13 protein-coding genes are annotated in these 20,636 nt (G+C 69.0%); 6 read left to right on the top strand and 7 right to left on the bottom strand.

What is annotated here, in order from left to right:
* Window positions 1-132 precede the first annotated feature (132 nt).
* Window positions 133-930, bottom strand: coding sequence for a cobalt-precorrin-6A reductase (locus tag TSH64_RS30085; RefSeq protein ID WP_247873217.1), 798 nt, complete (start codon window positions 928-930; stop codon window positions 133-135).
* Here TSH64_RS30085 and cbiE point away from each other — a divergent pair.
* The 3 genes from cbiE to cobM are packed head-to-tail and all read left to right on the top strand — an operon-like array spanning window position 929 to window position 3,410.
* Entirely contained in the window at window positions 929-2,197 is a 1,269-nt protein-coding gene (cbiE, locus tag TSH64_RS30080) for a precorrin-6y C5,15-methyltransferase (decarboxylating) subunit CbiE (RefSeq protein WP_109450693.1), read from the top strand. The genes TSH64_RS30085 and cbiE overlap by 2 nt on opposite strands.
* Window positions 2,185-2,628, top strand: coding sequence for a cobalamin biosynthesis protein (locus tag TSH64_RS30075; protein ID WP_109450691.1), 444 nt, complete (start codon window positions 2,185-2,187; stop codon window positions 2,626-2,628). Before cbiE ends, TSH64_RS30075 begins: the two co-directional genes overlap by 13 nt.
* A complete protein-coding gene (cobM, locus tag TSH64_RS30070) occupies window positions 2,625-3,410 on the top strand; it encodes a precorrin-4 C(11)-methyltransferase (protein ID WP_109450689.1) in 786 nt (261 codons plus the stop codon). Before TSH64_RS30075 ends, cobM begins: the two co-directional genes overlap by 4 nt.
* Here cobM and TSH64_RS30065 read toward each other — a convergent pair.
* Window positions 3,365-4,546, bottom strand: coding sequence for a cobalt-precorrin-5B (C(1))-methyltransferase (locus tag TSH64_RS30065; protein ID WP_109450687.1), 1,182 nt, complete (start codon window positions 4,544-4,546; stop codon window positions 3,365-3,367). The two genes, cobM and TSH64_RS30065, sit on opposite strands and share 46 nt — an antisense overlap.
* Here TSH64_RS30065 and cobA point away from each other — a divergent pair.
* From cobA to bluB, 3 genes are read left to right on the top strand one after another with little or no spacing between them, the layout of a single operon-like run.
* Window positions 4,545-5,345 carry a uroporphyrinogen-III C-methyltransferase gene (cobA, locus tag TSH64_RS30060; RefSeq protein WP_109450685.1) on the top strand — a complete coding sequence of 267 codons (801 nt, stop codon included), beginning with the start codon at window positions 4,545-4,547 and terminating at the stop codon, window positions 5,343-5,345. The two genes, TSH64_RS30065 and cobA, sit on opposite strands and share 2 nt — an antisense overlap.
* Entirely contained in the window at window positions 5,338-6,651 is a 1,314-nt protein-coding gene (locus tag TSH64_RS30055; protein WP_109450683.1) for a cobyrinate a,c-diamide synthase, read from the top strand. The genes cobA and TSH64_RS30055 overlap by 8 nt, the downstream gene beginning before the upstream one ends.
* A 2-nt stretch (window positions 6,652-6,653) precedes the next feature.
* Window positions 6,654-7,307, top strand: a complete 654-nt coding sequence (bluB, locus tag TSH64_RS30050; RefSeq protein ID WP_109450681.1) for a 5,6-dimethylbenzimidazole synthase — start codon at window positions 6,654-6,656, stop codon at window positions 7,305-7,307.
* Window positions 7,308-7,347: 40 nt separating this feature from the next.
* Here bluB and TSH64_RS30045 read toward each other — a convergent pair whose 3' ends face one another.
* The 5 genes from TSH64_RS30045 to TSH64_RS30025 form a co-directional block, all read right to left on the bottom strand.
* Complete coding sequence (locus TSH64_RS30045; protein WP_109450679.1) at window positions 7,348-7,800, bottom strand: hypothetical protein; 453 nt, start codon at window positions 7,798-7,800, stop codon at window positions 7,348-7,350.
* 83 nt (window positions 7,801-7,883) lie between these two features.
* Window positions 7,884-10,847, bottom strand: coding sequence for a CHAT domain-containing protein (locus TSH64_RS30040; RefSeq protein ID WP_146208084.1), 2,964 nt, complete (start codon window positions 10,845-10,847; stop codon window positions 7,884-7,886).
* 82 nt (window positions 10,848-10,929) lie between these two features.
* A complete protein-coding gene (locus TSH64_RS30035; RefSeq protein ID WP_158285433.1) occupies window positions 10,930-16,854 on the bottom strand; it encodes a filamentous hemagglutinin N-terminal domain-containing protein in 5,925 nt (1,974 codons plus the stop codon).
* Window positions 16,855-16,942: 88 nt separating this feature from the next.
* Complete coding sequence (locus tag TSH64_RS30030) at window positions 16,943-18,625, bottom strand: ShlB/FhaC/HecB family hemolysin secretion/activation protein (protein WP_199237698.1); 1,683 nt, start codon at window positions 18,623-18,625, stop codon at window positions 16,943-16,945.
* Between the two features lie 398 nt (window positions 18,626-19,023).
* Window positions 19,024-20,565: an alpha/beta fold hydrolase gene (locus TSH64_RS30025; RefSeq protein ID WP_109450671.1), complete on the bottom strand. Its 1,542-nt coding sequence runs from the start codon at window positions 20,563-20,565 to the stop codon at window positions 19,024-19,026.
* Between the last annotated feature and the right edge of the window lie 71 nt (window positions 20,566-20,636).

Below are 20,636 nucleotides of genomic sequence, written 5' to 3'. Positions count from 1 at the left end.
CCCCCCCCCCCCCGGGGGAGGGGGGGGGGGGGGGGGGACGCGCCACGAGGATTCCCGGGATGTCACGCGGTGCATCCCCCTCACCCCGACCCTCTCCCCGGGGGGGAGAGGGAGAATGCGCGTGGGAGAGGCTTAGCCCATCCCCTCCAGCCACCCCACAGCGTCCTCCACGTCGTGCAGCTCGGCGACACCGTTTCCGGCCGGCCGCTCCACCATCACCACCGGCAGGCCGAGCCGGCGCGCGGCCTCCAGCTTGGAGTCGGTGGCGCGTCCGCCGCTGTTCTTGCTGACGACCACCTCCACCCCCTCCCCCCGCATCAGCGCCAGTTCGCTCTCGACGGTGAACGGCCCGCGGTCGAGGATCAGGCTCACGCGCGGCAGGGCCGGCATCGGATCGGGCGGGTCGACGGCACGGATCAGGTAGCGCTTGTCCGGAACCGCCTCGAAGGCCGCGACCTCCTGCCGGCCGATGGTCAGGAACACGGTGTCGCCCAGGCCGCGCAAAGCCAGCGCCGCGGCCGCCATGTCCGTCACGCCGATCCAGCGGTCGCCCGGCCCCGCCACCCAGGCCGGACGGGTCAGGAGGCGCAGCGGCACGCCGGCCCGCGCGCAGGCCGCGGCGGCATTGGCAGAGATCTGCGCCGCGAAAGGGTGGGTCGCGTCGATCACAGCCTCTATGCCCTCGGCGCGCAGATAACCGGTCAGCCCCTCCACCCCGCCGAAGCCGCCGATGCGGGTCGGCAGCGGCGGCAGCAGCGGGTTCTTCGTGCGACCGGCCAGCGAGACGCAGGCGTCGATGCGCGGATGGCCGGCCAGCCGTTTGGCCAGCGCCGTCGCCTCCGTCGTGCCGCCCAGGATCAGTATTTTGACCGTCAGCGCCTTGACCATCTCCCCCTCCCCACCCGTCAGGATCGGCGCCATGGATAGCATGGGAACGACCCGCTGGCTTACCATCGTCGGCATCGGCGAGGATGGCTGGGACGGTTTGTCGCCCGCCGCCCGCGCGGCGGTGGAAAGTGCGGCCATCCTCCATGGCGGCAGTCGTCACCTCGATCTCGTGCCGGTCGTTGCGGGACAGGAACGGCTGGCCTGGCCGTCGCCGATGACCGATGCCTTCCCTGGCCTGCTCAGCATGCGCGGCCAGCGGGTCTGCGTGCTGGCGAGCGGCGATCCGTCCTGGTACGGCGTCGGCGCCACCCTGTCGCGACTCGTTCCGGCTGCGGAAATGACGTTGATTCCGGCGGCCTCCGCCTTCAGCCTCGCCGCATCCCGGCTGGGCTGGCCCTTGCAGGACTGCCGCTGCCTGACCGTTCATGGCCGCCCGCTGGAGCAGGTCGTTCCGCATCTGCAACCCAACGCCAAGCTGCTGCTTCTTTCCTGGGACGGAACGACCCCGGCGAAGCTGGCCGCCCTGCTGCGCGCCCGCGGCTTCGGCGCCTCGCGCCTGATGGTTCTGGAGGCGATGGGCGGCCCGCGCGAGGCCCGGCTGGAGGCCACCGCCGACGGCTGGACCGCCGAGCGCACCGCCGATCTCAACACCATCGCGCTCGACTGCGTCGCCGCCCCCGATGCCCGCATCCTGCCGCTGGCCCCCGGCCTGCCCGACGACTGGTTCGAGCATGACGGCCAGATCACCAAGCGCGAGGTGCGCGCCGTCACCCTGTCCTTCCTCGCGCCCCGCCGCGGGGAACTGCTGTGGGACGTTGGCGCCGGGTCGGGCTCGATCGGCATCGAATGGATGCTGCGCGACCCGGCCAACCGAGCCATCGCCGTCGAACACCACCCGGAGCGGATTGCCCGCATCCTGACCAACGCCGCCACCTTCGGCGTGCCCGGCCTGACGCTGGCACGCGGCAAGGCCCCGGCTACACTGGAGGGTCTGGAGCGGCCGGACGCCATCTTCATCGGCGGCGGGCTGACCGCGGATGGCCTGCTGGCCGCCTGCTGGGACGCCCTGCCCTCCGGCGGCCGGATCGCCGCCAATGCAGTGACGCTGGAAAGCGAGGCCGTGCTGTTCGACGCCCACAAACGGCTGGGCGGCGAGCTGACCCAGATTTCGGTGGCCCGCGCCTCGGCGGTCGGCGGCTTCCGCGGCTGGCGCGCATCGATGCCGGTGACGCTGTGGCGGGCCGAAAAGCCTTGTGCAGAAAAACCTTGCGCAGAAAAGCCGTACCGGGAGGACACATGGACCGCCTGACTCCCGACGCCCTGCTGTTCGGTCCCGTCTTTGTCGGGCTGGGCTGCCGCCGCGGCTGCGGTTGGGAGGAGATCGCCACTCTGGTCGCCGACGCCTTCGACGAAGCGGCGCTGCCCGATGCCGCGCGCCAGTTGGCGGCGCTGGCAGCCCCGGCGATGAAGGCCGACGAGGCAGGGTTGGCCGAAGCCGCCCGCGCGCTCGGCCTGCCGCTGCGCTTCATCGAGGAGGACGCGATGCTGGCGGCACAGGACCGTGTCCACACCCGCTCCTCCACCGTGCTGGCCGCGGTCGGGCTGGCCTCGGTGGCAGAAGCCGCGGCACTGGCCGCCGCCGGGCCGGGATCGCGCCTGCTGCTGCCGCGCCGCTCCACCCCCCGCGCCACCGTGGCGCTCGCCCTGCCTGCCATCGTCCTGTCGGAGACCCGTTCATGACCGTCCATTTCATCGGTGCCGGACCGGGCGCTCCCGACCTGCTGACGCTCCGCGGCCGCGACCTGATCGCCCGCTGCCCGGTCTGCCTCTATGCCGGCTCCCTGGTCCCGAAGGAGATCATTGCCCACGCACCGGCCGATGCGCGCATCATCGACACCGCGCCCTTGACGCTGGAAGAGATCGTCGCCGAGTTCCAGGCCGCCCATGCCGCCGGCCAGGATGTGGCACGGCTGCATTCCGGCGACCTGTCGGTCTACAGCGCCTTGGGCGAGCAGACCCGCGCGCTGCGGGAGCTGGGCATCCCCTACAGCATCACCCCCGGCGTGCCGGCCTTCGCCGCCGCATCGGCCGCGCTGGGGCGGGAGCTGACCCTGCCGGAGGTCAGCCAAACACTGATCCTGACCCGCACCGAGGGCCGCGCCTCGGCGATGCCGGCGAACGAGACGCTGGAGGTGCTGGGCGCCTCAGGCGCCACGCTGGCGGTCCACCTGTCGATCCACGTCATCGACCGGGTGGTGGAGCGGCTGACCCCGCTCTACGGCGCCGACTGCCCGGCGGCGGTGGTCTACCGCGCCACCTGGCCGGACGAGCGGGTGCTGCGCGGCACGCTGGCCGACATCGCCGCCCAGGTCGCCGCCTCACCGATGGAACGCACCGCGCTGATCCTGGTCGGCCCGGCGCTGGGCCATGAGGAGTTCCGCTGCAGCGCGCTCTATGACGGTAGCCATGTGAGGCGCTATCGGGGGCTGGGCCAGGAGTTGGGCCAGGAGTTGGGGGAGTGAGCCTCGCCGACGATGCGCCCCTGGCGGTCGGTGACCAGCACCTCGACCGCGACCGGCGCATCCTCCAGCACCTCCTGCGCGGCGCGGCGCGCCAGCTCGGCCACATGGTCGGCCAGCGGCAGACCGGCGGCGTCCGCCATGCCCAGCACCTGCGCCGCGGTGTTGGCGCCGCGCGCCTGCGCGACCAGCTCCGGCCCGGCTCCAAGATCCGCCAGCCGGTCGGCCAGCCAGTCGAAATCGACAGCATGGCGCTTGCTGTGCAAATCCATCAGCCCGCGCGCCAGCTTGCCGAACTTGGCGAAGCCGCCGCACAGCGTCAGGCGCGGAATCGGGTGCCGGCGCAGATACTTCAGCGTGCCGCCGACGAAATCGCCCATGTCGAGCAGAGCCTGCTCCGGCAGGCCATAGCGCGCCACCACCGCCTTTTCCGACAGGTCGCCGGTGCAGGCCGCGACATGGGGCAGCCCGGCCGCCCGCGCCACATCGACGCCGCGCTGAATCGAGGCGATCCATGCCGCGCAGGAATAGGGCACGACGATCCCCGTGGTTCCCAGGATCGACAGCCCGCCGAGAATGCCGAGCCGCCCGTTCATGGTGCGCTTGGCAAGCTGCTCGCCATTCTCCACCCCGACCTCGACCACCAGATCGGCCGGCTGGCCGGCGGCGCCCGCCGCCTCCCCCACCGCCTGAGCGATCATGCGGCGCGGCACCGGGTTGATCGCCGGCTCGCCGACCGGCAGCGGCAGGCCGGGCAAGGTCACGGTGCCGACGCCGGGACCGGCGCGGAAAGTCACGCCGCTGCAGGGCGCACCGCGCCACACCCGCGCCCGCACCAGCGCGCCATGGGTCACGTCGGGATCGTCGCCGGCATCCTTGATTATGCCGGCCATGGCCCAGGGTTCGCCCGGGGAGCCGTCCGTCCCCTCCCCCCGTTCGGTCACGGCCAGGGCGAAGGCCGGGGCCTGGCCGCCGGGCAGGGTCACCGTCACCGGGTCGGGGAACTCCCCGCCGAACAGGGCATCCGCCGCCGCCCGCGCCGCGGCGGTGGCGCAGGTTCCCGTCGTCCAGCCGCGGCGCAAGGGTGTAGCATCCTCCGCACCGCCTTCCGTCTTCTCCGACCCTGAGTCCGCGTTCATGTCGTTTGAGTCGTCCATTCCCGAAAGCGTCCTGGTTCCCTTCGCCCCCGGCAGCGTCTGGCTGGCCGGCTCCGGCCCCGGCGACCCCGGCCTGTTAACCCTGCTGGCCCTGCAAGGTCTAAGGCAAGCCGATGTCATCGTCCATGACGCGCTCGTCAACGAACGGATCATGGCGCTCGCCAGCCCATCGGCAAGGCTGGAGTTCGCCGGAAAGCGCGGCGGCCGGCCCTCCGCCCATCAGGACGACATCACCAACCGCCTGATCGAGCTGGCGAAGGAGGGGCACCGCGTCCTGCGGCTGAAAGGCGGCGACCCCTTCGTCTTCGGCCGCGGCGGCGAGGAGGCGCAGGCGCTGGCGGCTGAGCGCATCCCCTTCCGCATCGTCCCCGGCATCACGTCGGGCATCGCCGGCCCGGCCTATGCCGGCATCCCGGCGACCCACCGCGACACCAACCAGGCGGTGATCCTGGCGACCGGCCATTCGCTGGGCGGCGGGCCGGATTGGCGGGCGCTGGCCGCCACCAAGGCGCCGCTGATCCTCTATATGGGGTGGAAGGCGCTGCCGACCATCGCGGCGGAGCTGATGGCCGGCGGCCTGTCCGCCGACACCCCCGTCGGCGTGGTGACGGAGGCGACGACCGCCAACCAGAAGAGCCTCGTCACCAGCCTCGGCACCTGCGTCGCCGATCTGGCGGCGAGCGGGCTGGAGCCGCCGGCCATCATCGTGATCGGCGAGGTGGTACGGCTGCGCCCGGCGCTGGACTGGCTGCCGGCCCAGACGGCGCTGCACCATGGCTAATGGCCTGATCATCGCGGCACCGGCCTCGGGCACCGGCAAGACGACGCTGACACTCGGCCTGCTGGCGGCGCTCCGCGCCCGCGGCGTGGCGGTGGGGGCGGTGAAGTCGGGGCCGGACTACATCGACCCGGCCTTCCACCGCGCCGCCACCGGCCGGCCCAGCGTCAATCTCGACAGCTGGGCGATGGGGCCGGATTTGCTGGACGGGCTGGCCGCCCGTGCCGCCGAGGGCGCCGATCTGCTGGTCTGCGAAGCGCTGATGGGCCTGTTCGACGGCGTTGCCGGCGTCGGGGCCACCGGCACCGGCTCGACGGCGGAGATCGCGGCGCGCACCGGCTGGCCGGTGCTGCTGGTGGTGAACGCCAAAGGCCAGTCGCAGTCGGCCGCCGCCTTGGTCAAGGGCTTCGCCACCTACCGCGACGACGTGACCATCGGCGGCGTCGTGCTGAACAATGTCGGCAGTCCGCGCCACACAGCACTGGCCGGCGGCGCCGTCGAGGCGCTGGGCATCCCGGTCCTGGGCTCCCTGCCGCGCGCGCCGGATCTCAGCCTGCCCGAGCGCCATCTCGGGCTCGTCCAGGCCGACGAGACGGAGGGGCTGTCCGACCGGTTGGAGGCACTCGGCCGCTTCATCGCCGAGCATGTCGACATCGACCGTGTCGTTGCGCTCGCCAAGCCGTCCATAGCCGGGCGCGGCAGCGATGCCCCTGCCCTGCCGCCGCCGGGCCAGCGCATCGCCATCGCGCGGGATGCCGCTTTCACCTTCGTCTATCCCCACCTGACCGCCGGCTGGCAGGCGGCGGGCGCGGAACTGCGCTTCTTCTCGCCGCTGGCCGACGAGGCGCCGCCGCCGGACGCGGACGCCGTCTATCTGCCCGGCGGCTATCCGGAGCTGCATGCCGGCCGCCTCGCCGCCAACACCATCTTCCGCGACGGCCTGCGCGCGGCAGCGGAGCGGGTGCCGGTCTATGGCGAATGCGGCGGCTACATGGTGATGGGCGAAACGCTGGAGGATGCCGATGGCGTCACCCACAAGATGACCGGGCTGCTGGGGGTGCGCACCTCCTTCGCCAAGCGGCGGCTGCATCTGGGCTATCGCCGGGCGTCGCTGCTGGCCGACGGACCGCTGGGAGAGGCAGGATCGCCGCTGATGGGGCATGAGTTCCATTACGCCTCCACCCTGTCCCGCGGCGACGACGCGCCGCTGCTCGCCGCGACGGCGGCGGACGGCAGCGACCTGGGCGCGCTCGGCAGCCGGCGCGGGCGGGCGTTGGGCTCCTTCGTCCATCTGATCGCGCGGGGGTGACGATGGAGGACGATTTCACCGCGGCGGAGCGTGACGCGCTCTACAAGGCGATCTTTTCCCGCCGCGACGTGCGCGGGCAGTTCCGCCCCGACCCGGTTCCGGACGAGGTGCTGACCCGCATCCTGCTGGCCGCCCACCATGCCCCGTCGGTCGGCTTCATGCAGCCCTGGAATTTCATCGTCGTCACCGATCCGCAGGTGAAGTCCCGCATCCACGCCGATTTCGCCCGCGCCAACGAGGAGGCGGAGGCGATGTTCGACGGCGAACGGCGCAGCCTCTACAGCCGCCTGAAGCTGGAGGGCATCCGCGAGGCACCGGTGAACCTGTGCATCACTTGCGACCGCGAGCGCTCCGGCCCGGTGGTGCTGGGCCGCACCCACATGCCGGCGATGGACCTCTACAGCTGCGTCTGCGCCGTGCAGAACCTGTGGCTGGCCGCGAGGGCGGAAGGGCTCGGAGTCGGCTGGGTCAGCATTTTGCACGAGGAGGCGCTGAGGGAAGCGCTCGGCATCCCGCAGCGGATCGTGCCGATCGCCTATCTCTGCCTCGGCCACGTCACCCATTTCGAAGCGACGCCGGAGTTGGAAACCAAGGGCTGGCGCAAGCGCCTGCCCTTGGAGGAGCTGGTGTTCAGGGACCGGTGGCAGGGGAGTTGATGCCGCGTCTCTTCCAAGAATGGAGGAGACACATGCATGATCAGCGGCCCGTCACGTTGTAGAATGCGTCCTTGACGGCGCTCTCGAAACCTTTGCGAACCACGAATCCCTTGACTGTGCTGGACGTCACCAGCTGTGCGATTCCCTTGCCGGTCATGGAGACGCCGCGCGCGAAATAGGCCGCATAGATCCCGTCCAGGATCAATCCCTTGGCGAAGTTGAGATAGATTTGGGTCGCCACCTGGGCAAAGGACGGATCGCGCTCCAGCACGTCGGGATCGACACGAGCCTGCATGGCGACTTCCGTCACCGAGAGGCCGTCCAGCCTGACGATGGAGATTTTGGCGGCAAAGCGTTCCAGAAGCGAAACCTTGCCATCCTGATTTCCGTCGCGATCGTCGTAGAAAGCCGCGATGGCGACCGCGTCGTCGCCGACGAAGCCAATCGCTCCAATCGGGTTGTTCCCGAATTTGGTGATCAACACCCAGTCCATGATGACCCTCCTTGCTGATTTGAAATCAAAATCCAAGTCGGCAACGCCTCGATTATGCGGAACTCCAAAACGGCTTTTGAAGATTACAGGCCGGCGGAAAGGGTGATCGGCCGGCTCCCGTCACCGACCAGCGTAAAGGCCGCCCAGAAATAAGGATGGCTCTGATCCAGGTCAGCGATGATTGCCTTCTGCGCGGTCTGCAAATGATAGGCACTGCCCTTGGAACGGTCCGTGCTGATCTTTCGGAACAGTTCCGTCATCAGCTTGATCGTCGCTTCGTTGTCCACCTGCCAATGCGACACCAGCAGCGAGCGGGCGCCGCCGACGAAGAAGGACCGGGCGATACCGGTCAGGCTTTCGCCGCCGCCACTGCCCTCGGCGCCGGTGTTGCAGGCGGACAGCACGACCAGATCGGCGTTGAGGCGCAGCTGTTCGATCTCGCTCGCCGTCAGCAGGCCGTCATATTGCTGCGGCGCCCCCTCGGGCAGCGAGACCATCAGGGCCGGTTCCGACCAGCAGTTCAACTCGTTCGGCAGCAGGCCGTGCGTGGCGAAATAGACGATCCGGTACTGCTCCAGCTGCGCCGCGCCATTGTCGGGAGCCAGGCCGAGCTGCCGCACCTTCTCGTGGTTGAAGCCGTCGCGGATCAGGACCGATCCCGCGGACGCCTGCACGCTCTGGGCCACCGTCCGGACCTCCCGGTCCGTCCCTTCCAGGCGCGGAAGCTTGGTCAGGCGGGCGACTTCGGACCGGCAGCTGTCCGGCAGGTTGCGGTTGCGCAGCACGGCGTCGACATTGGTGAACGGCAGCGGATCGCCGAAGCCGATGAAGGGCTGCGGCGCGGACGACGGCTCCACGCGCCGCAGATCCACGAAGGACCGCACCGAGGGCGTCAGGGTCAGCGCGTAGCGCTGGGCGAGCCAGGGAACGTTCCGGTAGTCCCTGTTGTCGGTGATGCGCGGGTGCGGTTCGGTCACCAGAAGGCCGAGCGGCAGGCTGAGCAACGGCCCGGACGGGACCGTCACCAGATGCTCGATGCCGGCCAGGCGGGGCTTCGCCGGCCCCATCAGCGTCTCGAACAGCTTGTTGGCGCCGATGACGTCGTACTCCAGCAACTGGCTGCCATCGATGGCGGAGCGCAGAGCCTTGGTCTCGCGGGCAACCTGCCCGGTCGTCAGGGCGACCCGATAGGCCATCACGCCGTCCTTGCGGACCAGGAAGGCAACCGACATCGGCTCGCCGACGATCACCTGATAGAGCGCGTCCCGCTGGCCGAGCTGGGCCTGAACGTCGGCGACCTTCACCGGCGCGTCCAGCAGGCTCTGGTACCGCGGAAAGGCGCTCTGCACCTCCTGGGTCAACTGGCTGACGGCCCGCTTCTTGTTCTCCACCTCCGTCCGCAGGAAGTCGAGTTCGTTCGGGAGCGCCTGCGGATCGGCCTCCATCCAGGCCAGTTCGTTCTTGGCCCGGTCATGGTCGCGCTCGGCGTCCTGAAGACGCCGGATGACGCCGCCGGCCGACCGGTCGGCGGACATGCGCACGGCCGTCCGGGCGATTGCTTGGCTGGTCATCGTCCCGCGCACCAGCTGCCCGGCCTCGAACATCTCGGCGAAATAGCTTTCGGCCTTGTCCGGGTTCTTCTCGGCCAGGGTCAGCATCAGGTCGAAGAAGGGAAAGACCACCTCGTAGGGAAGCGCGGTGGAGCGCTCCGCAGAGATGGCGAAGGCGGCACGGAAGGCGCGCAGGGACTCCTCGGCGCGATCGGCCGCCGCATGCGCCTTGCCCAGCGCAAGCAGGGCCAGAACCTCCAGCCGCGAGTTGCTGAACAGCTTGCGCTGCTCGGCGATGGCGGTTTCCAGCCGGCCGACCCCGCGCTCCGGACTGCCGGTGTCGACGTCCAGTTCGGCTTGAAGGAACAGGAATTGCGGCCGCCACCAGGACGGCGCCATACGGGCCTGCCCCAGCACGCCGAACGCCTGGTCGAGAGCCGCCGACGCCTCCCTCAGCCGCCCGGTCTTTTCCTGCATGCGGGCCTGGGTGTAGGTGTCCAGCGCCATGTCGGCGAACAGGATTTCCGTGTTCCGGGCGACATCGGACACGCCGAACGCCTGGCTGTCGTCGCCGCTGCGGCGGCCGGCCCCCTTGGCCACGCTCACGCTCTGGCGTTCCGCGGCGACTTTCTTCGCCTGCTCCAGGGCATTGTCATACTGCCGCTGGTTGGCGAGATGGAGCGCCCGATAGCTGCCCAACCGCAGGCGGACCAGCTCGTCGGCCCCCCCAAGCTTGGTCTCCGCCTGATCGAACAGGCCGTCGGCGATGGCGAAGCGCTGCTGGTTGCTGGCCTGCAGGGCGAGATGGGCGTAGAGGATCCCCTGGTTGACCTCGTCGTCCGGCTGGAACTTCATCAGCACCGCCAGAGCCTGGCGGTACTGATCCTCGGCCTTCGCGAACTCGCGGATGCTGTTGTAGTACTGACCGAGGCGCATGGCGTTCTCAAACGCCGACAGATCGCCGATGCTGAATTTGGTCTGGGCTTCCAGCCGCTCGGCCACCGAGGAGCGCGAGCCGCCGGCCTCCTCGATCTTGGAGCGGTCGATCGCCCCGGCGAGGCCGCCGATGGTGTTTTCGATCTGGCTCATCGCCACCGGGATGCCCTCGGCCAGAAACACCGCCCCGTTCACCGAGGCGACGATGGCCACCACGGGCCAGCCGCCCTGCTTGCGCCGGCATTCCATCAGCAGGGCGTCGTAGCGGTCGAGCACCTTGGCAGCCGCCGGTGCCGGGCAGGTCAATCTTTGGTCGATATCGCCACGCCACCAGCTTTGCGACGCGTAGTTCCCCATCACCGCATTGGCCGACATGTCGGGGGTCAGCTCGATCACACGCGCGCTGGGCTCCCGCCAGTTGCCGCAATAGACCTCCAGCGTGCGCTGGACGCCGGTACCGCCCTCCGGCCGCGCTCCGGGCTGGGCCCGGCACGCCTCCCCGATGCCGTTCTTGCCGACGAGAAAGGATGTGTCCCCCGATCGTGAGGAGGAGGTGTTCATGCAACCGCCAAGCGCGGCGCAAAGCACTGCCGTAGCCACAATCCGGATGTTCGGCCGCTTCATGGGGATGATCCTCGCACTCTTACCAGAGCTCTTCGTTGCCGGAATTGGAGAAGATGGCGTCCGCATCGCTCTGGGACGGCGGACGCACTGGCACGACCACACGGGCATCGTCCAACGTCAGGCGCAGCGCCTGGACGGGCAGGCCGATGGACAGCGGCGTGCAGCCGGAAATCTGTTTGATCGGGCAGCCGTTGAAGACGTAGTCCGCACTCTGGGTATTGGACTGCGCCTGGAGGCTGGCCTGCTTTCCGCCATAGCCGGCGACCTTCCCGTAGGCGGTGACCTTCGTGGCTTTCAGGATGTTGATGCCGCCGACATCCAGCCCCAGCCCCTCGTAGGGGGCGCTGGCCTGGTCGCGCAGGTTCATCAGGTTGGTGTTGGCGAAGGTCCCGTCCACCGACAGCGTCAGCACGCCCGTGGTGGTGAACATCTGACTGATCAGAACCGAGCTTGAACCATTGATCCGGACATTGTTCAGCGGCTGGATCTGGCCGACCTCCCCATTGAACACGATGTCGCTGCTTCCGGCCTGGATGGTGAGGTCGATTCCCTTCCGGCTCGCGTCCAGCGGGCCGATGCTCAACGCGCCGCTCTTCAGAAGCGTCGCCCCTTCCAGGACCGTGTAGCGCGTGTCGGACAGGCTCGTCCCGACACGGCCCAGCTTCATCGCCCCACCCATGGTCGAGATGGTGCCGGACAGGTAGGTGGTCGACGGCGATCCCGACCCGGTGTCCAGTCCGCCGGCGAAGGCCATGTCGTTCAGGGTCCCGTTCAGCCGCAACGTTCCGGTGTTCACGAAGCGTGTTGCCGAACCGATCGTGCCGCCGCCCATCAGGTTGATCGCGTAAGGACGATCGTAAGTGACCAGCGTGCCGGCGTTGACCGCTCCCCCGAAGGTGAAGGTCTGGGCGTCGAGCAGGTTCAGCATGCCCAGGCCGGTGACGGCATTGGTGAAGGAGACGGCCCCGCCGGCCCGCAGCGCCAGCGACGTCCCCGTGCCGGCCGACAGGGCGGCGGCATCGATCGCGCCGCCGGCGTTGATGGTCAGCGTCGATCCCTCCCCCTGGGTGACCGTTCCCAGCGAGACGTTCCCCTTGGCGGTGATGCCGAGCGACGAGGCGGTCCGCAGCGGGGTGGCAATCGTGACCGATCCATTGCTGGCGGTCAGGTCGCCGGTCAGCACCGTTCCGGACGCCGCCGTCAGGGTGACGGAGCCGCCGGCGACCGCCATCGGCGCAACCGTCAGCACCCCCTTGGACTGTACGGTCAGATCGCCGGCCACCGAAGCGGTCAGATTGGTCTCGCGGCCGTTGACCAGGACCGCGTCGCCGGTGGTCGTCAACACGACATCCCCGGCAAAGCCGTTGTCTGCGTTCGTCAGGCGCAGGTCTTTGGAGGTGATCCGGGCCGGACCGCCGACCGCGATGGCACCGGTCTGATCGACGCTTCCGGCGTTGAGCGCAAGCGAACCGCCGGTACGCAGCCGCTGGATGGTCACGCCGTCGGCATCGGTATAGGCGATTGCCCCGGCGGCATCGGCCGTATCGTCCGCATTGCGCGCCCGAAGGTCGATGGCGGCAGCGTTGTTGGCGCTGTTGTCCAGGGTGATCGCCGCGCCGCCGTCCTTGCGTGTCGTGACGGCCAGGGTGTTGGCCGTGATGGCGCCGCTCTGGGTAACGGCGCCTCCGGCCGTCACGGTCAATGTGCCGCCGATGGTGATGGTCCCGATATTGAAGGCCCCGTCCGTGGTGACCCCCAGCGCAGCGGCGGCACCGGCAAGCGTGCCGATGTTGCCGCCCGCCGCCAGTGCGGCCGCACCGGCCGTGCCGACCGTCGCAGTGGTCAAGCCGTTGACGTCGCTATAGGTGATGGCTCCGGCGGCATTCGCGGTTCCATCGGCGGTGAGGGTGCGCAGATCGATGGAGCCGGCGTCGTTGCCGGAGTTGGTCAGGGTGATCGCGGCACCGCCGTCCTTCAGCGTCTTCACCGAAAGGCTGCCGGCGGTCAATGCTCCGCTTTGCGTGACCTGGCCGCCGGCGACCAGCGCCACCGAACCCGTCGTGCTCAGCCTGGCAATGTCCATCGCGGTTGCGTCGGTGTAGGCGATGTCTCCGGCCGCCATGTTGCCGCTGCCGTCCAGCGACCGCAGGTCCAGCGAGGACACCTCGTTGCCGGCGTTCGTCAGTCGGATCCCCCCTTCCGAACCGCCGCGTGACCGGGCCACGAGCGTGTTGGCAACAATGGCGCCGCTCTGGCTGATCGCCCCGCCCGCATCGATGGTCGCAGTTCCCGTCGTGCCCACGCCGGCGATCTCCACACCGTTCACATCGGTGTAGGCAATCGCAGCGCTGGCGGTCATGGTATCGCCTGAGTTGCGGGACGTCAGCTGGGCCACGGCAACGTTGTTGCCGGCGTTCGTCAGGGTGATCGCCGCGCCGCCGTCGTTGCGCGTCGTGACATTCAGGCGGCTTGCCGTCACGGCACCGCTTTGCGTCACCGCATCCGACGCGGTGGCCGACAGCGTCCCGCCGGCCGTCACGGTCGCGAAGGTCAGGCGACCGCCCGCCGTCACCCCGAGATCCCGCCCGACCGTGCCGGTCAAACTGGTGTCCAGTGCGTTTGCGAGGGTTGCGTCGTTGGCGCCGGTCGTGTTCAGCGCGATTTGCCCGCCGAGCGCATTGCCCCCGTTGGTCAGGACGATCCCGCCACCCTGCGCCGTGAAGGAGGAGGTGCCGCTCACCTGCAGTGCCGCCGATTGCGTGATGCCGCCGCCCGCCACCACCGTCGCGTTGCTGCCGGTCTGCAACGCGGCGATGTTCACCGTCGAGGCGTCGGTGTAGGCGATGGCGCCCGCGGCCCGGCCGCCCTGCGTATCCAGCGTCTGCAGGTCCAGATTGACGACATCGTTGCCGGAGTTCGTCAGCGTGATCGCGGCACCGCCGGACTTTTGCGTTTTCACCGAGAGGGTGTTGGCACCGATGGCGCCACTCTGCGTCACGGCGTCGCCGGCCGTGGCGGTCAGCGTGTTGGCGACGGCGATAGTGCCGAAGCCGAGAGCACCGTCCACCGTCGCGGTCAGCGTCCCCGGGGTGCCCACCAGCGTGCCGAGGCTGCCATGTACGGTGAGCGTCGCCGTTCCTGATGTGGCCAGGGTGGCGGCGTCCAGGCCCGATGCGTCGGTGTAGCTGAGCGCTCCCGCCGCATCGGCGGTGTCGGCGGCGTTCCTCGAGCGCAGGTCCAGCGTGGTGACGTCGTTGCCGGCATTGCTGAGCGTGATCGCCGCACCGCCGTTCTTCAGCGTCTTCACCGTCAGGCTGTTGGCGCTGACCGCCCCGGTCTGCGTCACCGCATCGCTCGCCGTGGCCGTCAGGGTGCGGCCCACCGTCGTGGCACCGAAACTCAGCGTCCCGCCGATGCTCACCGTCAGGTCCTGCCCGACCGTGCCGCTCAGCGAGGTCGCCAGCGTGTTGGTCAGCGACACGTTGTTGGTCCCGCTGTTGCTCAGCGTCACCGCACCCGTCAGCGCGTTACTGGTGTTGCTGAGCGTGATCGCGTTGGCGCCGGCGGTGAAGGACGAGGTTCCACCAATCGTCAGCGCACCGCTTTGGGTCAGCGCGCCGCCGCTGGTGATCGACACGGTGCCGGTCGTGTTCAGCGCCGCGAGGTCCAGCGCCGTCGCGTCGGTGTAGCTGAGCGCACCGGCCGCATCGGCGGTGTCGGCGGCGTTCCTCGAGCGCAGGTCCAGCGTGGTGACGTCGTTGCCGGCATTGCTGAGCGTGATCGCGGCACCGCCGTTCTTCAGCGTCTTCACCGTCAGGCTGTTGGCACTGACCGCCCCGGTCTGCGTCACCGCATCGCTCGCCGTGGCCGTCAGGGTGCGGCCCACCGTCGTGGCACCGAAGCCCAGCGTCCCGCCGCTGACCACCGTCAGGTCCTGCCCCACCGTGCCGCTCAGCGAGGTCGCCAGCGTGTTGGTCAGCGATGCGTCGTTGGTCCCGCTGTTGCTCAGCGTCACCGCACCCGTCAGCGCGTTGCCGGCGTTGCTGAGCGTGATCGCGTTGGCACCCGCGGTGAAGGACGAGGTTCCGCCAACCGTCAGGGCTGCCGACTGCAGGATGGAGCCTGCGGCGGTGATGGACAGATTTCCGGTGATGGAGATTGCGCCGTCGACCGAGACACCGCCGCCGTTGGCGTTCATCGTTACGTTCAGCGTGCCGGCCGTGCTGGTGATCGAACCCGTGTTCTGAACCGTGATTCCGCCATCCGCCTGAAGGGACAGGGTGGCAGTGTTCCCGGCCCCGTTCATGGTGATCGGCGCGGTGACCAGGATGTTCCCGGTGCCGCCGCCGGTGCTGGTCGTAACGACGGTGACGTTAGTTCCGGCGTTGAGGAAGCCGCCGAGCGTCACGGCATCGATCGTCGCCGCCGCCGGATTGGTTCCATCGGGTTGATAGCTCGGCGCGCCGGTGACGTTCGCATCGGCGTTGCCGATGGTGATGTCGGTCGGGTCGAGCAGAAGCGTGCCGCCCCGGCCTTGCCCGGCCGCCGCGAGATCAACCGACCCACGGAAATTGAGAGCGGACTTGCCGGACACTTCGGCAAAGCCGCCGTTTCCGCCGGTCCCGGCACCGCGTGCCATGATCGACCCGCTGAACTCGGTCGAATGATCCGACCACACGACGATCTGGCCGCCGTCACCGTGCTCGGTGGCGCTCGCGTCGATGCGGGCGCCGGCCGCAACCTTGGTCTGCTTCGCGGTGAAGCGCAGCCCCTTGCCCTGGGCACCGCCACCGATCTGGACGGTGCCGCCGCCACGTCGGCCCTGGGCATTGATCCGGGCGCCGCTTTCGACCGCCACCTTCTGGCCGCTGACCTGGACGGTGCCGCCGACCGTGCCCGGATCGGCCCCCTGCACGTCGAGCCGCCCGGATACGGCCACCGTGCCGCTGTCTTCGCCTGACAGAACGATGGTGCCGTTGACGGACTGGACGCTCTGGGCTTCGACGACGCCATCCATGTTGATGACCTTGTCGAGGATGCCGCTCGCGGCGCGCGCGGTCATGGTGACCCGCCCGCCGGGAGCGCGAACGACGCCGTTGTTGCGGACGAGTTCCTGCACGCCCTCCGGCGCCTTCTCGACCACGCCGGTGGCCTCGAACCGCATCAGGCCATCGCCTTGGAAATCGACCAGGAAGGTCGGGGCGCCGGCAAGGACGACCTGCGACAGGCGCCCCTCGATCAGGCCGGAATTGCGGACATGCGGCGCAACCAGGGCGGCGATGCCACGGTCGGCCAGGGTGATGGTCCCCTCGTTGACGACGGTGGCGTTCGGGTTGGCGGAGGCGCGATCGAAGCTGTAGGCGCCCGCCATGAAGTCCTGGTTGCGGATGTCGGCGGTGGTGGCGAGCAGGCCACCCACGTCGACGCGGGCGCCGCTCCTGATCAGAACGCCGTTGGGATTGACCAGCCAGATGTTGCCGTTGGCCTGGAGCGAGCCGGCGATGTCCGACCGCATGCCGCCGGTGACGCGGTTGAGCGTGATGGAATTGGCGCTGGGCTGCACGAAGCGGGTAAGTTCGCCCACGCCGATGTTGAAGCTCTGCCAGTCGATGATCGCCTTGTCGGTGGACTGCCGGACGACCAGTTCCCCCGGCTGCCCGCCGATGGAGACCGAACCGTCGACGACGGTGCCGTTCACCGGGTTGGCGAAGGCCGGGGCGCCGCCGAGGACCAAGGCCCCGACGGCCAGGCATCCCGCCAGCGCGAGAACGCCGGTGAGGGCAGATGTCTCCAGGAAACGGCCGCGCGGGACCCGGAGGCCCTGGATTCGGAAATCCTGGCCTGCGGCGACGGTCGCCGGATTGGCGGCGGCTGCGGGATGACGGCCGCGGTTCCGCGGGCGGGAGGCCGTCTTCAGGCTCTTCGATACCGAGGGCTTCCGCATAATCCGCATCCCTTCTGCGCGCTGTCTCTGTCGTCGTCTGGCCGGCACGGAACCGCCGGCCCTGAGCCAGGGTCAGTACTGGCCAGGGTCAGTACTGGTAGGTCAGTGAAAAGTTGAAGCGCGTGTTATGAGAGCTGTCGTTGTCGATGATCGTGGCCGTCAGCGGACGGCTCACCTCGACATGACCTGCCAGTCCTTCGATGAAGTTCATCCGCAACCCGGCGCCGGCGGACCAGAGATGTCCCTGGAGCTGTGTCCCCGTCCAGTTCCGTACGTGACCGGTGTTGACGAACGAGTAGGGTGTGACGGAATCGAGCAGGTCTAGCCCGAGGGCAAGCGGGTAACGCAGTTCGGCCGATGCCGCGACACCGCGGTCGCCCGACAGCGCCGCCGGGTCGTAGCCGCGCCCGAAGGCGGTGCCGCCCACCGCGAACTGCTCGCTCGCCAGCAAGGGGCGCCGGCTGTATTGGCCGGCGGCGCTGAGCACGAGTTCGAGCGGCGGGATGATCGTCTGCACGCGGGAAACGTCGACACGGTAGCTCGTGAACTCCCCGCTGCCGCCGACGCGGGACAGAAGCGGGCTGGACGAGCTGCTGGCGTTCATGATGGGAAGGCCCTGACGGATCTTGAACGTCAGCGCCGTGCCCCCCATCAGGCTGTCGCGCATGTTGGCCGTCAGGCTGCCCTGCAACACCCGCAGCCGGTCCTGGGTGTATTGGGCCTTGGACACGTATGTGTCGCCGTTCAGATAGTCGAAGGCGCCACCCGCATAGACCGACAGGTCGCGTGAGCGCAGCAGCGGGTAGCGAAGGCTCGCTCCAAGCTTCACCGTTTTGCCGCGGACGTCGAGCGGCTTCAGCAGAAAACCGGGTGCGACCTTTCCGTAGAGGGCGAAGCCCTGAACCGACAGGCCTTCGCTGCCCACATACTGCTCGTAGGTCAGCTGCGCCATCTTCTGTTCGCTGAACTGGCTGGTGGCCAGGGCCGTGAGGCTGGTCCGCTCGCCGAAGGGCGTGAAGGAATTGGCCGACAGGCCGCCGACGACGGTGGTCGGCCCCAGATAGTGGGATCCGTAATTGTCGATGGAGACATAGCCGTCGAACGGCTTGCGCTGGGCGGTGATGACCATCTGCGCGCCCCCGACCGCCGTGCTGGAGCGCCGGAAATTGCTCTGCACCGTATAGCCGGGGACATCGTTGGCGAGAAGGAGATAGCGTTCGACGTCGGACAGGCTGACAGGGCGGTGCGCGACGATTTTTTCGACGAAGCCACGGATCAGCGGTTCGGCCGGACCGGCGTCGCCGTCGATCACGATGTCGCTGACATAGCCTTCGATGATCTGGATCTTGAAGACGCCGTCGCGGATGGTCTGGGCCGGAACCAGGGCTCGGCTCAGGAAATAACCGTCCTCGCGGTACCGCGTCGCGATCCTGTCGGCCAGTTCGAACAGGGACTCCAGCGAGACGGTCGTGCCGATCAGGGGGGTGAAGAGAGGCGCGAAATCCTCGCGCGTGAAAGCCTCCATCCCGACGAACTCGATGCCCTTCAGCAGAAGCGTCGTGCGCTGCGCTCCCGCCGGAGCCTTGCTGGTGGCCGATTGCGGAACCGAGATGGCACCCGGCTCCGTGCCATCCATGCGCGGAGGGGCGACGCGTTCGGTCCCGCGGCCGGGCTCCACATCGCCCGGCAGGCGCAATCCCTTGGAGATGTCCGATGGCAGGCCCTGCGCGAAACCGGTCTGCCCCACGGTCGCCAGAGCAAGGCCGACCATGCCAACGCGGAGGAAACCGGGAAGTTTTCGCATTTCTTCTTCCGACAGTTCGCGCCGGTTCCGGACACAGGAACAAGGCCGTTGAGACAAATTCGATGCGCTTTGCGCGAAGAGGCCGCAACCCTTCCTATTCGGCCCGGAAACTCCATCAACCTAAGAGACGGAAATCCGACCAGAAGTGGATTAACAAGAGCATATGCCTTCGGTCAAGCGTCTAAGTCGTCACAAGGAGACATCATATGTCTTATTAAGGGTTAGTTGCTTTTAAATCACTCGCAAACAAGCGAACGGAAAGTTATCATGCGCGCAAAAGAGGCAAATCCCGGGAAGAAGGCGGTCAGCCCATCCCCTGCCGATGGCGATCCCCCCGGCCGACGCAGCCCGATCTCGAACGGCTGTCACCGTCTCGTCTCCTCGCCCCCCGGCAGCGTGGTATCGAAGGATGGAGGCAGGAACCGGTCCGCGCAGTCTTGCGGCGCTTCCGTTCCGGCGGTCTCGACGAAGCGCGCCGCGATTGCCCCGGCGCAGGAGCTGGTGCCCAGCACATCGTGGCCCAATCCACGAAAGCGGACGATCTTCGCGCCACCGAACGCTTTCGCAAGCGCCTCCGCCTGCACCGTCGGGGACAGCGTGTCGTAGACCCCCGTCAGGATCAGGGCGGGAGTGTTCGCCATCACCGGGCGGTAGAAGGCCGGGTCCGCCGGCGGCAGCTTCAGCGTCGGGCAGGCGATGTCGTAGTCGGTCTCGATGGCTTCGGCGACCACTTGCGGGTAATAAGCGGCCCCGGCGGCACGGGCGGCGCGGGCGTCGATGCGCGGGCGGTTCTCGCGGCAACCGATGACCAGATTGAGGCCGTAGGCAAGGTGGTCGAAAATCCGCCAGAAGGGCTCCGGCGCCAGGATGTCCGTCAGCCGCCGCGTGTCGGCCCCCTGGCGGTCGGCGCTTATTTTGTCAAGATAGTCCAGCATGGCCGGCACCCGAACCATTTCGGCGCCGGTTCCGAGATGGAAGGCCAGCGTTCCCGCAATGACCGGCCACCCCAGCCGGAGGTCGGACTCGCGTCCATTGCGCGGGTCGCGCACACGCAAGGTCAGCGGCCTCGCGGACAGCGCCTTGGCGATCCGCGGAACCGCACCGGCCAGGCCGGGGAAATGCCGGGCGCAATCGGTCATCGCCGCGCAATCTTCGGTCACCGTTCGGAAAGCGCGCTGCACCGATGCCAGCCGGTCATCGTCCAGCCAGGTCGCGGAGGCCGTTGTCGGGGAATTCAGGGTCAGCGTCCGAATCGCATCGCCGTCCTCGCGCACCAGCTCCTGCGCCAGGATGGTGCCGTAGGAGGTCGCGACGATGTTCCAGTTCGGGAGGTCGAGCGCACGCCGGAGGGCGGAAACGTCCAGCGCGCTCTGCCGCGTGTCGAAATGCTCCAGGCGATAGCCGGCCGCCTGCACCGGGCCGAGGCATTCCAGCACGTCGTCGGCCGTCAGGCCACCGTACCAGAAGCGCATGGGATCTATGGCCGGGCAGCGGAGCGATGGAACGGAGCGGCCGGTTCCCCGCTGGTCGAGCAGAATGATGTCGCGGCGCGCGCGCATCGCCTTCAGCATGGTTCCGGCGGAGCCGATCTCGTCGCTGCCCGCCTGTCCGGGGCCGCCCGTCAACACCAGCACGGGCTCCTCGTGCGGTGCCGGGCTGGTGGCCGGCAGCACCGCCACGAAGACCTCCACCGCCGGACCCGCGGCATGGTCCCAATCCTGCGGCACCGTCAGGGCGGCACAGCGCGGAGAGGGGACGGAGGGTGGGTCCCGGTCGGGCGACGGACACGGTGCCGGACGCAAACTGCCGTAGAGCGGTGCCGGCGGCGCAGCGGCCACCGGCGGCGGCGGCACGGCGACGACGACCGGCGCCGGCGCTGCCGGCTCAGGTAGCGTCGGTGACCGCATGCCCACCGTCCATAGGGATGCCGCACCCGCCAGGACGGCGAGCAGAAGCGCGGCAAACCCGATCCGGCGCA

Origin of the sequence: Azospirillum sp. TSH64, from assembly GCF_003116035.1 — a bacterium.
Classification (GTDB): domain Bacteria; phylum Pseudomonadota; class Alphaproteobacteria; order Azospirillales; family Azospirillaceae; genus Azospirillum.
Note: the sequence above shows the minus strand (reverse complement) of the source record. Positions and strands in the feature narration are given on the sequence as shown.

Excerpts from the sequence above, each read along its gene's own strand:
- TSH64_RS30055 (WP_109450683.1), top strand. The coding sequence starts at position 5,338 with ATGGCTAATGGCCTGATCATCGCGGCACCGGCCTCGGGCACCGGCAAG.
- cbiE (WP_109450693.1), top strand. The coding sequence starts at position 929 with ATGGGAACGACCCGCTGGCTTACCATCGTCGGCATCGGCGAGGATGGC.
- TSH64_RS30025 (WP_109450671.1), bottom strand. The coding sequence starts at position 20,565 with ATGCGGTCACCGACGCTACCTGAGCCGGCAGCGCCGGCGCCGGTCGTC.
- TSH64_RS30035 (WP_158285433.1), bottom strand. The coding sequence starts at position 16,854 with ATGCGGAAGCCCTCGGTATCGAAGAGCCTGAAGACGGCCTCCCGCCCG.
- TSH64_RS30065 (WP_109450687.1), bottom strand. The coding sequence starts at position 4,546 with ATGAACGCGGACTCAGGGTCGGAGAAGACGGAAGGCGGTGCGGAGGAT.
- cobA (WP_109450685.1), top strand. The coding sequence starts at position 4,545 with ATGTCGTTTGAGTCGTCCATTCCCGAAAGCGTCCTGGTTCCCTTCGCC.
- TSH64_RS30045 (WP_109450679.1), bottom strand. The coding sequence starts at position 7,800 with ATGGACTGGGTGTTGATCACCAAATTCGGGAACAACCCGATTGGAGCG.
- bluB (WP_109450681.1), top strand. The coding sequence starts at position 6,654 with ATGGAGGACGATTTCACCGCGGCGGAGCGTGACGCGCTCTACAAGGCG.
- TSH64_RS30040 (WP_146208084.1), bottom strand. The coding sequence starts at position 10,847 with ATGAACACCTCCTCCTCACGATCGGGGGACACATCCTTTCTCGTCGGC.
- TSH64_RS30075 (WP_109450691.1), top strand. The coding sequence starts at position 2,185 with ATGGACCGCCTGACTCCCGACGCCCTGCTGTTCGGTCCCGTCTTTGTC.
- TSH64_RS30030 (WP_199237698.1), bottom strand. The coding sequence starts at position 18,625 with ATGGTCGGCCTTGCTCTGGCGACCGTGGGGCAGACCGGTTTCGCGCAG.
- cobM (WP_109450689.1), top strand. The coding sequence starts at position 2,625 with ATGACCGTCCATTTCATCGGTGCCGGACCGGGCGCTCCCGACCTGCTG.
- TSH64_RS30085 (WP_247873217.1), bottom strand. The coding sequence starts at position 930 with ATGCTATCCATGGCGCCGATCCTGACGGGTGGGGAGGGGGAGATGGTC.